Annotated in this window: 15 protein-coding genes, 2 tRNA genes and 2 pseudogenes; 6 read left to right on the plus strand and 13 right to left on the minus strand. The window is 54.7% G+C overall.

The annotated features are described in order from the left end of the window. Nucleotides 1–69 precede the first annotated feature (69 nt). Both ACZ1HF_RS18580 and ACZ1HF_RS18585 read left to right on the plus strand, forming a co-directional pair. A pseudogene (locus ACZ1HF_RS18580) lies at nt 70–1136 on the plus strand (ABC transporter permease). Continuing rightward, nucleotides 1136–1918: an ATP-binding cassette domain-containing protein gene (locus ACZ1HF_RS18585; RefSeq protein WP_472659089.1), complete on the plus strand. Its 783-nt coding sequence runs from the start codon at nt 1136–1138 to the stop codon at nt 1916–1918. The pseudogene ACZ1HF_RS18580 and the gene ACZ1HF_RS18585 overlap by 1 nt, the downstream one beginning before the upstream one ends. A gap of 155 nt (nt 1919–2073) precedes the next feature. On the opposite strand, the gene ACZ1HF_RS18590 is transcribed toward ACZ1HF_RS18585, so the two are convergent. Both ACZ1HF_RS18590 and ACZ1HF_RS18595 read right to left on the minus strand, forming a co-directional pair. Then, complete coding sequence (locus tag ACZ1HF_RS18590) at nt 2074–2730, minus strand: hypothetical protein (RefSeq protein WP_472658906.1); 657 nt, start codon at nt 2728–2730, stop codon at nt 2074–2076. Between the two features lie 104 nt (nt 2731–2834). Then, nucleotides 2835–3140, minus strand: coding sequence for a hypothetical protein (locus ACZ1HF_RS18595; protein ID WP_472658907.1), 306 nt, complete (start codon nt 3138–3140; stop codon nt 2835–2837). Nucleotides 3141–3270: 130 nt separating this feature from the next. On the opposite strand from ACZ1HF_RS18595, the gene ACZ1HF_RS18600 reads away from it, so the two are divergent. Then, nucleotides 3271–3346, plus strand: a tRNA-Thr gene (locus ACZ1HF_RS18600). Between the two features lie 132 nt (nt 3347–3478). Here the strand turns inward: ACZ1HF_RS18600 and ACZ1HF_RS18605 are convergent. Further along, entirely contained in the window at nt 3479–3841 is a 363-nt protein-coding gene (locus tag ACZ1HF_RS18605) for an Arm DNA-binding domain-containing protein (protein ID WP_472658908.1), read from the minus strand. A gap of 330 nt (nt 3842–4171) precedes the next feature. Here ACZ1HF_RS18605 and ACZ1HF_RS18610 point away from each other — a divergent pair, with 330 nt between their 5' ends. Continuing rightward, nucleotides 4172–5617 carry a M35 family metallo-endopeptidase gene (locus ACZ1HF_RS18610; protein ID WP_472658909.1) on the plus strand — a complete coding sequence of 482 codons (1446 nt, stop codon included), beginning with the start codon at nt 4172–4174 and terminating at the stop codon, nt 5615–5617. 170 nt (nt 5618–5787) lie between these two features. On the opposite strand, the gene ACZ1HF_RS18615 is transcribed toward ACZ1HF_RS18610, so the two are convergent. Together ACZ1HF_RS18615 and ACZ1HF_RS18620 are read right to left on the minus strand one after the other, a co-directional pair. After that, nucleotides 5788–5863 (minus strand) — tRNA-Ala (locus tag ACZ1HF_RS18615). A 90-nt stretch (nt 5864–5953) separates the two neighbouring features. Continuing rightward, on the minus strand, nt 5954–6289 hold the full coding sequence (locus ACZ1HF_RS18620; RefSeq protein ID WP_472658910.1) for a TIGR02300 family protein: 336 nt from the start codon (nt 6287–6289) through the stop codon (nt 5954–5956). A 167-nt stretch (nt 6290–6456) separates the two neighbouring features. Between ACZ1HF_RS18620 and ACZ1HF_RS18625 the strand changes: the two genes are divergently transcribed. Continuing rightward, nucleotides 6457–7143 carry a M48 family metallopeptidase gene (locus ACZ1HF_RS18625; RefSeq protein ID WP_472658911.1) on the plus strand — a complete coding sequence of 229 codons (687 nt, stop codon included), beginning with the start codon at nt 6457–6459 and terminating at the stop codon, nt 7141–7143. A 41-nt stretch (nt 7144–7184) separates the two neighbouring features. Beyond that, a complete protein-coding gene (locus ACZ1HF_RS18630) occupies nt 7185–7850 on the plus strand; it encodes a GntR family transcriptional regulator (RefSeq protein WP_472658912.1) in 666 nt (221 codons plus the stop codon). A gap of 18 nt (nt 7851–7868) precedes the next feature. On the opposite strand, the gene ACZ1HF_RS18635 is transcribed toward ACZ1HF_RS18630, so the two are convergent. The 8 genes and pseudogenes from ACZ1HF_RS18635 to odhB form a co-directional block, all read right to left on the minus strand. Further along, nucleotides 7869–8228 (minus strand): hypothetical protein, encoded by a 360-nt coding sequence (locus ACZ1HF_RS18635; RefSeq protein ID WP_472658913.1) that lies wholly within the window; start codon nt 8226–8228, stop codon nt 7869–7871. Further along, a complete protein-coding gene (locus ACZ1HF_RS18640; protein ID WP_472658914.1) occupies nt 8198–8701 on the minus strand; it encodes a hypothetical protein in 504 nt (167 codons plus the stop codon). Before ACZ1HF_RS18640 ends, ACZ1HF_RS18635 begins: the two co-directional genes overlap by 31 nt. 96 nt (nt 8702–8797) lie before the next feature. After that, on the minus strand, nt 8798–10186 hold the full coding sequence (lpdA, locus tag ACZ1HF_RS18645; RefSeq protein WP_472658915.1) for a dihydrolipoyl dehydrogenase: 1389 nt from the start codon (nt 10184–10186) through the stop codon (nt 8798–8800). A 72-nt stretch (nt 10187–10258) separates the two neighbouring features. After that, nucleotides 10259–10648, minus strand: a complete 390-nt coding sequence (locus tag ACZ1HF_RS18650; protein WP_472658916.1) for an MAPEG family protein — start codon at nt 10646–10648, stop codon at nt 10259–10261. A 6-nt stretch (nt 10649–10654) separates the two neighbouring features. Beyond that, complete coding sequence (locus ACZ1HF_RS18655; RefSeq protein WP_472658917.1) at nt 10655–11200, minus strand: L,D-transpeptidase family protein; 546 nt, start codon at nt 11198–11200, stop codon at nt 10655–10657. After that, on the minus strand, nt 11197–11589 hold the full coding sequence (locus tag ACZ1HF_RS18660) for a hypothetical protein (RefSeq protein ID WP_472658918.1): 393 nt from the start codon (nt 11587–11589) through the stop codon (nt 11197–11199). Before ACZ1HF_RS18660 ends, ACZ1HF_RS18655 begins: the two co-directional genes overlap by 4 nt. Next, nucleotides 11586–12026, minus strand: coding sequence for a hypothetical protein (locus ACZ1HF_RS18665; protein ID WP_472658919.1), 441 nt, complete (start codon nt 12024–12026; stop codon nt 11586–11588). Before ACZ1HF_RS18665 ends, ACZ1HF_RS18660 begins: the two co-directional genes overlap by 4 nt. Nucleotides 12027–12054: 28 nt before the next feature. Next, a pseudogene (gene odhB / locus ACZ1HF_RS18670) lies at nt 12055–13579 on the minus strand (2-oxoglutarate dehydrogenase complex dihydrolipoyllysine-residue succinyltransferase). Nucleotides 13580–13581 lie beyond the last annotated feature (2 nt).

Below are 13581 nucleotides of genomic sequence, written 5' to 3' on the forward strand. Positions count from 1 at the left end.
GCAGGCGTTGGCTTGCCCCTTGATCAAGCGTAGGGCGAACCTGCCAACGGTCATGAAAAGGGGAACATGATGTCGGGCGAGACCGATGATTTTGAAGCCGTTGTGCAGGCTAATCGCGACGAAACCGTTGCAGAGTTTACTGATACAAAGAAGGGCGCACTGGCAAGAATTCAGGATGCATTGCATGTGAACCCTGAGCTGATTCACATTATTCGTGCTGGTCAGCTCGATTATCGGTTTCGGCCTCTTGCTGGGGTCTAAATTCTTTCTGCTTTTGCTCTGACATTGATCCTGCAACAGGTCCAGATCGTTGGTATTGCCGCAGCGGCGCAAAGCCTTGTGATCCTGACGGCCGGGATTGATCTATCTGTCGGCGCTATCATGGTCTTCTCTTCCGTTATCATGGGGCAATTCACATTCCGCTATGGATTGCCGGTTGAGCTGTCGATCATTCTGGGTTTGCTGACGGGTATGGGGTGCGGTTTCATCAACGGCTGGCTGGTTGCTGTCATGAGGCTGCCGCCATTTATCGTAACCTTGGGTATGTGGCAGATCGTTCTGGCAACAAATTTTCTGTATTCCGCGAACGAGACCATTCGTGCCCAAGAGATTGAGGCGAATGCCCCGCTTCTCCAGTTTTTTGCAACCAAGTATAACGTAGGCGGTGCGGTTTTCACGGTTGGCGTGATCTTCATGGTTTTACTTATTCTCGTGCTGGCCTATGCGCTTAGACAAACGGCTTGGGGCAGGCATGTCTATGCGGTGGGTGATGACCCGGAGGCTGCACAATTGTCAGGCGTGAATGTCAAAGGCGTGCTGATTTCAGTCTACGCTCTGTCTGGCTTGATCTGCGGTTTTGCAGGCTGGGCGCTGATTGGGCGGATCGGATCTGTTTCACCGACATCGGGTCAATTGGCCAATATTGAGTCCATCACAGCTGTTGTGATTGGCGGCATATCTCTGTTTGGGGGCGAGGCTCGATCCTTGGTGCCCTGTTTGGTGCGCTTATTGTCGGGGTCTTTACCCTTGGGCTGCGGCTGGCCGGGGCGGACGCGCAATGGACCTTCCTGCTGATCGGCGCGCTGATTATTGGCGCTGTCGCGGTGGACCAGTGGATCAGAGAGGTGTCAGCCTGATGGTGGAGCCGATCCTCAAAGCGCGCGGGCTTGTGAAACGCTATGGTAAAGTCACCGCGTTGGATAAATGCGACTTTGATCTCTATCCCGGCGAAATCCTTGCTGTGATCGGGGATAATGGTGCTGGCAAATCCGTTCTGATCAAGGTCCTGTCAGGGGCTGTCATCCCGGATGAGGGCGAGGTGACGCTGGAGGGGCGCAAGGTCAACTTCACCTCCCCGACTGATGCCCGCAAGGAAGGGATCGAGACGGTTTATCAGACCCTTGCCATGTCCCCTGCGCTGTCCATCGCGGATAATATGTTCATGGGACGCGAATTGCGCAAACCGGGGCTTATGGGCAAATGGTTACGTCAGCTCGACCGTCCAAAGATGGAAAAATTTGCCCGCGATAAGCTGAGTGAGCTTGGGCTGATGACAATTCAAAACATCAATCAGGCGGTCGAAACCCTGTCAGGTGGTCAAAGGCAGGGCGTTGCTGTGGCTCGTGCTGCTGCGTTTGGGTCAAAAGTGATCATTCTGGATGAGCCGACGGCGGCCCTTGGCGTCAAAGAATCGCGCCGTGTGCTGGAACTGATCCTCGATGTGCGGTCCCGCGGGATACCTATTGTTCTGATCAGCCATAACATGCCCCATGTGTTCGAAGTGGCAGACCGCATTCACGTGCATCGTCTTGGCAAACGGCTGTGTGTTATTGATCCGAAGGATTATACGATGTCAGATGCCGTGGCCTTCATGACTGGCGCGAAAACACCGCCCACTGCCATGGCCGAGGCCGAGTAAGATCAAAATGCCTTATTCACGGTAATGAGTGATCGGTAGGATATGAAACCTGCCTTGCCTATTACATTCAATCCAAATCGTAGGGCCGCCCCCAGTTTCTGCGCAGGCTTTCGTGCGCGCAGAAAATAGGCCTTTGCATAACCTTAAAAAGAGTTTCAATCGATAACGCGGCAACGGACGAACCGCAGTGGGTCAGCTAACCCTGCATCTGCCAGTGCTTGATGGAGTTGGTCACTGACGAAGAACGCACCCCCAAGTAACGCAGGATCGATCCAGGCATCTGGCCCCTCCATCGAGGTGCGTGTGACTGAGATAGAGTCTTCATTAATCGTACGGAGTTTATAGAAACCTGGGCGGAACGGATGCTCTTTTAGCCCTTCTGATTGATCCACAACCACCGTTGGTTTAGATGCACCCAAATTGAGTATCAGGAACTCCTGATCATAGGTTGTTTCTCTATCGCGGCGGAACATCTCAACCGGGTAGAGATTTGTTGATCCTAAATCATAGCGCTGAAGAACCTCGGCCACATCTTTGGAAATTACCGGACAGGTCCACCTTACATAATGGGGCAAGCGCTTTGGCAGCTTTCGGCCATGTGCTTCTTCTTTCTCACGCCCCATGTCGACGCGCGTTTCCAACAAAGCCGGAAAACGACCCGCTGGTAGTGGAAGACCCTTTTGAGCATCCGAAATTAGAGCATTAATTACCTTCACTTCATCATCAAGATCGAACTTCCCATCCGGCCACCCGAACCCTAATTCATTTTGTGTATCGGAACTTGCTTTGCTCACCCAAACATGATCGTTCATTTATTCTCTCCCACTTTACGTGCGCCCACTACCCGTTTGCCTGCCTATTTTCATGGCAACCACGAATACGAAAAACGAATGTCCCATATCATCGCAGAGTAAGGCTACGGGTTTTGCAACTGACGCCGGCGCAAAGCCTCAAGACTGCCGGACCTTGGAGCGTCGCTTGGGGTTTCTGTGGTGTTGCCCTGTTGTTCCAACGTATCGGTTGCCCTGAGCAATGCTTGCAGCACCTCACGAATATTCTGCGGGTTCTCTCTGATATAGCTCAGCGTGAATTCTGCGTATTTCTGTTGTAGAACAGTGCGATCAATACGGCCCGCATATATCCCGGCACTGACAACGCCTGACACACCAAGGCTGAACGCAAAAATGAAAAGCTGAATCTTATGAAAAATCGCATATATCATGATGCAGTGGCAAAGCTTTCAATACCGTGATGTCGCGCATTATCCGCTAAAAATACGGCGAAATCTAGACGTCACGCCCACCGCAAAACGCTTGCGTGAACTAGACCTTACCGCTAAACAGCAAGCCGCCGCCGCTGTAGCTCAGCTGGTAGAGCAACGCATTCGTAATGCGTGGGTCAGAGGTTCGAGTCCTCTCAGCGGCACCATAAAACATCATAATATATTGTTTTTATAGATAATTTTAATACACTATATTTTCAGACCCCCGTTTGGCCCGCCTTTGCAAAAACACTATTCAGCTTAATTCTTCAATGCTACGCTTTCATCTCCTCGGGGCTTCATCGCAACCGGGGCATCGCGGTGCTCCTAAGCTCCGCTTGTCGTGCCTTGAAACAGCTATCAATCGCGTCGGCGACGTTGAGGCGATGCATACGTTGCTTGGCGCTGTGTTTAGCCTGAATAGGGTCAACACCATCTCGAAGCGCTTTGCGGGCCTGCGCAGCTTTTTCACGCGCTTCCGAGATAGAGACGTCTGGCCACCGCCCCAGATCCATTTCCCGGCGTTTGCTGTCAGTATACAGGCGTTGTATCCATTTGCCCGCATTCTTGCTACGTTTGATCAACCAGAGGCCTTGTCCGTCGGCATACTTGCCCGCCGCAAGGTTTTTGGCTTTCATCTGATTGAGCGTGTTATAGATCACCAGCCCACCTTTTATAGCCCACCTTTCAAATAGCGAAAGTATGTTCAGCTATGATTTTCAATGTAGAGCGTGATTTCCAAATAGCTGATACAGAACATATATTTAGTTTCTCTATGTTCTACTATGGAAATGTTGAGCGGTGCCTCTCAGCGGCACCATTCTGATATCCGAAGACGTATCGCCGAATTCTGGCTTTCCCGCATACAACCTGCGCAGCCCCTTTCGATCAGGGGCCAATCCAAAACTCTACCTCATCCGAGCGATTGTCGGGGACACCGCTTTTGTGGGACATTGGGCGCAGGTGTCGGAGGCTCAGAAAAGAGGACAGCGATGTCATATTCCATGAACCTTTTGGACAGGGGCCTCCATCCGGATCATGAGACCACCCCAAACAAAGACGGCCCTCACTACCGACTAAGTGCATTCAAATCGTTCGAGACGGAATTGCAGCCCGCCCATTATGAGATGATCACCACGATTTCGCGCAGGATTGCCGAGGCGCATTCTGGCCCGACCCCTATCCGATGCGTCAAGCTGGTTGGTCATTCGGCCACTTGGCGCAACATTCCAACGGAGCTTTATTTCCAACGCGCGATGGCACGCGCGTATAGCGTCGCGCAGGAGCTGTCGCGCCAACTGGCAGATCGAGGTCTGACCTCAGCGATACTTGATGAAAATCAGTTCCACGTAGGACCAAAAACAAATACTTGCAAGCCTCGAAAGGGCATTGCGGTTGCGCTGTTTGTTGGATCGCGTGGGAACAAGCAGCAAGTTGTGCCGAACATGATCGAAAGGACAGACAGAACCGCGCGTGCAAACCGCGCTTTAAACCGTCGGGTTGATATATCGCTTTTCGCAGGTCCACGCCGACCGCCCCAGCCAAAGCGACCCAAGACACCGGGAAAAAGAAAGAAAACTGTTCTCTCAATTGTCTATTCGCCCAATACAAAAGATGATGTCAAACAACTGGCAAGGCTGTCGGGAAAGGCGAGTGTGAAGGCTCGCAAACGCATGAAAGCCCTTGCCGCGATGCCCGAGGCAGAGCGCCGCATCGCCTGGAACTCTGGCCCTGAAATTATCTGGTTTGGCCCTTACGACGGCGGTGATCCCACAGCGCCATTCAGGCTGGTCAAGCGGTTCATTGACCGGATCTTTGACATATTTCGCGGTGCACGCATTTCTGGTCGGACGGTGACACAGGATCGTATGAATGTTCTGACCATTGAGTCCTTTGAGTGTAGCCCACCGGGCCGGAAAGCTTGTCGTGCGCTAAAGAACAAAGCCCGCCTGAAGTCCAAAAGCTTACATCCCGTCCAGCGCTGGATCAGAGCTGCGGGCAAAGGTGGGAATGTCGCGCTGAACAAGATGAAAAGCGAGGATCCCAAGATTGATAAGCTGCACATGTGCTGTGCCGAGCAGGGGACGCTGGGCTTGGCCTTTCGCACGCTTGCAGTCGACCCGGTGGCCCCCCTGCGCAACAAGGCAGAACCGCGCCCCCACAAGATCGCGCTGTGCCCTAGATGGTTCCGGTTGCCCAAACTGAAAAGTCGAAGACGCAGATGGCACGAAGCACGGCGCGTTACGATCATTCATGAGGTCGCTCATCTGGCTGGGGTCGCTAAACTGACGCAGGACCCGGTCACCGGCGCAGACGAAAATGATGAAGTTTACGGGATAAGACGGATAAAACGGTTAGCCCGGCGCAGACCAGACCTCGCGCGGATGAATGCAGATAACTATGGCGCTTACGTTATGTCCTTCGCACCGACCGCTTGATCCCATTCGTATGGGATATTTTGAAAGCTTCGCGACGTGCTTCATGAACGAACGGGTTTGCCACGGTGGCGGCAGTCTCTGCTGTGCCGGGAAAAATTAATCTGTCTTGCAAAGAGGGTCAAAGTTCTGGCCAAAAGGGTCACATTATGCGGTCTGTGACAAGCGCGGTATGGTGGAGCCTAGCGGGATCGAACCGCTGACCTCCTGCATGCCATGCAGGCGCTCTCCCAGCTGAGCTAAGGCCCCGTTGCAGTGTTTTCACACTGCGCTTTGCTATCTATGTGGCGTATGCGATCAGATCAAGTGGAAAAACATGATCGCAAACGCTGATAGCTATCAATCGTCATTATCGTCTTTGGCAACGTCTGCGATATCGTCAAGGCTGACTGTGTCGTCATCCTCATCCTCTTCCAGAAGATCGTCACTGATACTTACATCTGCATCTTCTTCGTCATCGTCCAGAACCACATCTGTATCCTCGACAGCATCATTTTCCTTGTTCTGCGCGTCGGGTTTGTCCGCACGCATTGTCCGGGATTTGTTGCCAGTCAGGCTTTCGAGCGTGAACTCATGGGCGCAAGATGGGCAGGTCATAGGGTCGTTCTTAAGGTCATAAAAACGGGTCGAGCAGCTTGGGCATATCCGTTTTACGCCCCATTCATCTTTGGGCATGGTCGTCCTCTCACAATTCGGTCTGAGCGCAGGGTTTGCGCCAGTTGCCATACACATCCGTGCGTGTCAAAGGCTTTCCTGCAGAACGCGTTCATTTGCACGCTTTCAAGGCCGCACCTAGGGGTTTAGGCTTGGTTTTGCAAGGGTAGAGAAGGATGGCAGGGTTCATGGCGCAAATCCTTAAACTGGGTAATCCGGCGATTGATGTGACGGTCAAAACCTCGCCTCGGGCGCGCAGGCTGTCGCTGCGTGTATCCGGGTTTGATGGGAAAGTGTCGCTGACCCTGCCGAAACGCGTTCATATCTCGGAAGCGCAGGCGTTTTTGTCAGAAAAGGAGGCTTGGATTCGCAAACATTTGCAAAATCAACCGGGGTTTGTGGATGTTAAGCTGGGGGAGGTGATCCCGGTTGAAGGGCGTTTGCGCAGGATCGTGGAAGCGGACAGACGCAGCGTGCAATTGCTTGAGGGCCGCCTTGAGGTGCCATTCGGGGCCGAGAAGGCGCCCGCACGAGTGCGGGCTTTTCTGAAAACGCTGGCGCGGGACCGGCTGGCAGAGGCATCAATGCGCTATGCTCAGGCGCTGGGGCGGGATTTCGGGCGGATTACCTTACGCGATACGCGGTCGCGCTGGGGGTCCTGTTCGTCCGATGGCAATCTGATGTATTCTTGGCGGCTGATCCTTGCGCCGCCGGATGTGCTGGATTACGTGGCAGCCCATGAGGTGGCGCATCTGGTTGAAATGAATCATTCCGCCCGTTACTGGGCCGGGGTGGAGCGCTTGTTGCCGAGCTATCGTGCGCCGCGGAAATGGTTGCGCGATCATGGGGCAGAACTGCATCGCTATCAGTTCTAAGGCCTGTTGACCTTCTGTTTACGCATGATCACATTAAGCCCATGTTGATCCAATCCAGACCCTCTGAGGCAGCAAGCAGCGTTTCCGCTGGCTCGGCCCATGAAACGGTGTATCGCCGCTTGCGCAGTCAGATCATGCATGGCGAGGTCTTGCCAGGTGCTGCCATGACCTTGCGCGGTATTGGCAAAGAGTTCGGCGTCTCAATGACCCCCGCGCGGGAAGCTGTGCGGCGTCTTGTGGCCGAGGGGGCGTTGTCTTTGTCATCTTCAGGGCGCGTTTCTACGCCCGAGTTGTCAAATGACCGGATTGAAGAACTTGCGGCCTTACGCGCTCTTCTTGAGCCCGAGCTGTCCGCGCGGGCCTTGCCACGGGCGCATCTGGCGCTGATTGAGCGGCTTCAGACGATAAACGGTACCATAGCGCAAATGATCGTAAAACAGGATGCCGTTGGCTATATTCGCAGTAATCTGGAATTTCACCGGACCCTTTATTTGCGGGCACAGGCCCCGGCAATGCTGGCGATGGCCGAGACAGTCTGGTTGCAGATGGGGCCGACTATGCGCAGTCTCTATGGTCGCTTGCGCCGAACAGAGCCGCCGCAGCATCACAGGCTTATTCTTGCGGCCTTGAAAGCCGGGGATGAACCGGGGTTGCGTGTGGCCGTGCGGGCGGATGTGACGCAAGGTTTGCGGATGCTAGCCCAGTAAAGATCAGTTCGGCAAGGCTCAGGTCGGGGCCCAATTGCTGCTTGGCATTTCAGTAGATTGCGCAAGATCGTAGACCTCATCGGTGCTCAGGCTCATGCTTTGGGCGAGGTTGCGCAAGAATATCTCTTCCCGACGGGAATAATTGCCGCTGTTACCGAGGATCAGGAAGGCTGACAGCATGATATTTTCACGTTCTTCCCTGCTCAAACCTTTGGCCAGCATGCGAAACTGGCGTTTGGTAGGCACACCATCGTTTTGTACCATCATATGAACGGCGTCTTCAGTTCGCAGGTATTCAAGCGTCATTTGCCGATAGGCCTGCCGCACGGTTTCTACGTGGTCCGGGATCAGTTCCCCCCGTCGTTGACTGCCTGACATATGACCCACCCGATGCGTTCTTCGATTGGTGTATCTTTTCGGAAAACACTCTGGCTCATCTTTTCTTTGGATTTGGAGGCTGTGAGGCGTTGCAGCAGAACTATTCCAGCCAGAATTGCCAGAATTAACCCAAGGTGGCCTTTTATCGTTTGTAGGACAGTAAACTGTGGCTTGTCCGGTATGTCTTGCGGAATCCACCCGGCCAGCTTGGCTGCAGCCAGTTTGTCAGATGTTACTTCAAGATATGTGCTACTGTCACAACCATTCGATAATGTGTAAGTTTTGGATGTCATCCATATACCCAACCCAAACGCAGAGCTTTGCTGATACAGATGGCATAGCTGCATTTTGTTGAGGTTTTTGGTCTCGGTAACAAAGGACATGCTTTCCTGACCGACACGCACCAAAGCATGTGCCGGGTTCGCCAACATGGCGATAACGCTTAAAGCTATGGCAAAACCTGCCGCTCTCACGCCCGGATCTCCCCTTTGTTAGACGTCATGTCCCCTCGTGTGAACAAACAGGCGGGACTTGGCGTCAGAAAGGCGAAATCTGGGCGAATTCAGGGTTTAAGAATGAATTGGGCCGTCTCCGCAGGCCAGCGCAGCTTCACGCACGGCCTCTGAATAGGTCGGATGCGCATGACAAGTGCGCGCCAGATCTTCGGCGGCTGCACCGAATTCCATTGCGACGCAAATCTCGTGGATCAGATCACCTGCCATTGGTCCGATGATATGCGCCCCAAGGATGCGGTCAGTATCCTTATCCGCAAGGATTTTGACAAAGCCATCAGCGGCGAAATTGGCCTTTGCGCGACCGTTGCCCATGAAGGAAAACTTGCCGACCTTGTAGTTGCGGCCTGCCTGTTTCAGCTGTTCTTCGGTGAGGCCGACATTGGCGACCTCGGGGTGGGTATAGATCACGCCGGGGATGACGTCGTAATTCACATGACCTTTTTGGCCCGCAATGACTTCGGCCACGGCCATGCCCTCATCCTCGGCCTTATGGGCCAGCATGGGGCCGGTGATAGCGTCGCCAATGGCATAAATACCTTTGACATTCGTGGCCCAATGCGCGTCGGTTTTGACTTGACCGCGTTCGGACATCTCGACGCCAAGCGCATCAAGGCCCAACCCGTCGGTGAACGGTTTGCGGCCTGTGGCGACCAGAACCACATCTGCATCAACAGTGTGTTCGCTGTCATCTTTACGCAGTTTATAGACCACCTTTGCCTTGGCACCCTTCTTCTGTGCGCTTTGCACGGCGGCGCCAAGGGTGAAGCTAAGTCCCTGTTTGGTCAGCAACCTCTGGAATTGGCGCTGCACTTCGGCATCCATGCCAGGGGTGATGGCGTCGAGGAATTCGATCACCTGCACCTCTGCGCCCAGGCGGGCATAGACCGAGCCGAGTTCCAGCCCGATGACGCCTGCACCAATCACCACCAGCTTCTTTGGCACTTTCGGCAATTCCAGCGCGCCGGTAGAGGTCACGATGACCTTCTCATCGATCTCGATCCCCGGCAGAGAGGACGGCTCAGACCCGCTGGCGATGACGATATGTTTGGCCTCGTGGATATCATCGCCAACCTTGACCTTGCCCGTTTCCGGGACCGAGGCCCAACCTTTGATCCAATCAATTTTGTTCTTTTTGAACAGGAATTCGATGCCCGAGGTATTTTGCGCGATCACCTCATCTTTGTAGGTCAACATCTGTTTCCAATCGACAGACGGCGCTTTGCCTTTCAGGCCCATCTTCGCAAAATTATGCTCGGCCTCGTGCAACTGATGGCTGGCATGGAGCAACGCCTTGGAGGGGATGCACCCGATGTTCAAACATGTCCCGCCCAAGGTCTCACGCCCTTCGACACATGCGGTCTTGAGTCCAAGCTGTGCACAGCGAATAGCGCAGACATAGCCGCCGGGGCCAGAGCCGATTACGATGACGTCATAGTTGGACATTGGGGTCTCCTTAAGGGAAATTTGAGCATCGGAATTGTGTCGGACTTTTATAGGACTTTTGTAAGACTGTCGTCACACCAAAGCTGCGATGAACATAGTTATTGTCGCGGCAAACCCAACCATCCAAATCGCGGAACGCAGATAGGGGATGCCGCTGACATAGGCGGGCACATAGAGAATGCGCGCGATCAGATAGAGATGCGCGCAGGTGGCCGTGACCCAGCTTGTCTGGTCGCTATAGGTCACAACGACCACGGCCATGGTGAACAGGATCAACGCTTCGAAATGGTTGTCCATGGCGCGTTTCAGGCGGGCTGCTGCCCCCGTCAACTCTAGCGGCGTGTCGCGGGGCCCAGCGGTCTTTGATGCGCCAAGCTGAAGGTTTGCAGGGATTGCCATGAGCATGAATTGCACCGCCTGCAACAGACCCGCAAGGGTAAGGACATAGAGTTCTGGGGTCATGTGGGATCAATCCTGAATGGTAATCGGTGTGCCATCTGGAACCAGCGACCAGATTTCGCGCATTTCGGCATCTGTCACGGCAATACAGCCCTGGGTCCAGTTCACAAGGCGTTGCAAGGGGCCAACGAAACCCCAGCCATTGAGGATGCCGTGGATCATGATGTCGCCGCCGGGCGAGACGCCTTTGGCTTGTGCGGCAGCAATATCCTGTGCGTTGGGGTATGAAATATGCAGGCTGAGATGCGCGATTGAATTAGGGTTGCGCCAGTCGATTGTATACGTGCCGACCGGGGTGCGATGATCACCTTCCTGCGTCTTGTGGCCCAAAGCGTTGCGGCCCATGGAAACTTTGTAAGTGCGGATCACCTTACCATTTTTGAGCAGGTCCAACCGCCGATCGCTTTTGTCCACGAAGATAGCGTCAGCTTGTTGTGCAACAGGGGCCAAGGGCGGCGGCGGGCCAGCGGCAACATGTTGCATGACTTGCGTATAGGCTGCGGTGCCAAAGGCGATAAGCAGCAGGAGCGCGGCAAGTTTGAGGAGGCGGATCATGGGCGTCGAAGCTCCCCTTTTCGGATAAGGTAAGTGAAGACTATGACGCCAATGACGATGAGGGCAAGCAGGGTGATGAGGATCATTGTGAAAACGGCTGTGTCTGCCCAACTTGTGATCAGCAGCGGGACAGCCGATGAGAAGAGTTGTAACGTCAGAAGCCAGACTACTGCGCCCGACCGCACAAGCATCGCGACCGCGCACACAGCGAGCGTTATAGGCTCGGACATAGTGGTGAAACGGGCGGTCCATAGGATAGCGGCGTTGGTTTGGTCGGAAAGCAACGCGGTCTGCTCCCATATAAATTGCCCGCCCTTGACGGCCGCCGCGATCAGTAAAACGATGATGATCCGGTAGAGCCAGGTCGAAAGGGGGATGCGGGTGGTCATTGACGCGTAATACGATCAGCTAGCAAAATAGACTTCTCCAGTTCTGAAATTGACACGGGACTACGAAGTTTCTCAATAATCTCTTCATAACTAAAGCTTTTCATTGCCAGTTGATTGTTGAACACAAATTGATAGAGGGCGACTTCCCGATCGATCCCCTCAAATTTTGATAGATACCCATCCAACGCCCGCGCCATTTCGTCCAAATTGGAAAAGGTTTGGGGTTTAGGAGTTCCTCCAACCGGCTCAGCTAAATGAGGTTCTGACGTTACGTCTTTGTCACCCGACCCGCTGAAAGCAAAAGTCATGAAGAAAAATACTATTGCCCCAAGACATCCAAAAACCAGCCACCCATTTCTTGCGCTGCCGCCTGAGGCAATTCCTGTCGATGCCCCAAGATAAGCTCCCAGTAAGAAGCCAAAAAGCCCGAAATACATGCGGTTTTTCATCGGTGACTAACTGGCCTCACAAATCCATCAACAGCCGCCGTGGATCTTCCAACGCTTCCTTAACCCGCACCAGGAACGTCACCGCGCCTTTGCCGTCCACAATCCGGTGGTCGTAGCTCAAAGCCAGATACATCATCGGGCGGATCATCACCTGGCCGCCGATGGCCATCGGGCGGTCCTGGATTTTGTGCATGCCGAGGATGCCGGACTGGGGCGGGTTCAGAATGGGGGAACTCATCAGCGAGCCGTAGACGCCGCCGTTGGAGATGGTAAAGCTGCCGCCCTGCATCTCGGCCATGGACAGTTTGCCGTCCCGCGCTCGGGCGCCCTTTTCGGCGATGGCTTTTTCGATAGCCGCGAAGGACATTGAATCCGCGTCGCGGATCACTGGCACCACAAGGCCCGTTGGTGTGCCTGCGGCGATACCCATATGGACGTAGTTCTTGTAGACGATGTCGGTGCCGTCAATCTCGGCATTGACCTCGGGCACTTCTTTCAGGGCATGGCAGCAGGCCTTGGTGAAGAAAGACATGAAGCCCAGCTTGACGCCGTGTTTCTTTAGGAACAGCTCTTTGTATTCGTTGCGCAGGTCCATGACGGCGCCCATGTCGACCTCGTTATAGGTGGTCAGCATGGCGGCGGTGTTCTGGCTGTCTTTCAGGCGGCGCGCGATGGTTTGGCGCAGGCGGGTCATCTTCACCCGTTCTTCGCGCGACGCGTCATCCGCAGATACAGGCGCGCGAGGGGCTTGCGCTGCAGGGGCAGGGGCTGGCGCGGTTGCAGCTTTCAGCGCATCTTCTTTCATGATGCGCCCATCACGACCGGTGCCAGTGACGGAAGCCGGGTCAACGCCCTTCTCGGCCATGATCTTGTTGGCCGACGGTGCATTTTCGATGTCCTTTGACACCGGGGTCGAGGCAGGGACGGGCGCGTCAGACTGCGGGGCAGTGGCCGCAGCAGCCCCCGCCAGAGGTCATAGTGGCAAGCTTGCCGCCTGCGGCAACCGTGTCGCCTTCGCTGGCGATGATTTCCTGCAGGGTGCCAGCGGCAGGGGCTGGGACCTCCACCGACACTTTGTCGGTTTCCAGCTCACACAGCATTTCATCGGCCTGCACCGCCTCACCGGGTTGTTTGAACCAAGTGGATACAGTGGCCTCGGTCACGCTTTCGCCCAAGGTCGGCACCATGATGTCGACAAGGGCCCCCGCTTTTTTCTCTGGTGCATCAGCGGTGCGCGCCCCGGCAGAAGTGGCTTTGTCGTCCTGCGCGGCCTCTTTGGCTTTGGGGGCTGCGTCGGAGCCGGCGTCGCCTTCACTGACTTGCGCCAGAAGTGCATCAACGCCAACGGTTTCCCCCTCGGCGGCGACGATTTCGGTCAGGGTGCCTGCGACTGGCGAAGGAACTTCGACGGTGACTTTGTCGGTTTCCAGCTCACACAGCATTTCATCAACGGCGACTGTATCGCCGGGTTTCTTGAACCATGTGGCGACGGTGGCCTCGGTAACGGATTCACCCAGAGTGGGAACGCGGATCTCGGACATGG

It is taken from the genome of Litoreibacter sp. GN1-5 (genome assembly GCF_055693805.1).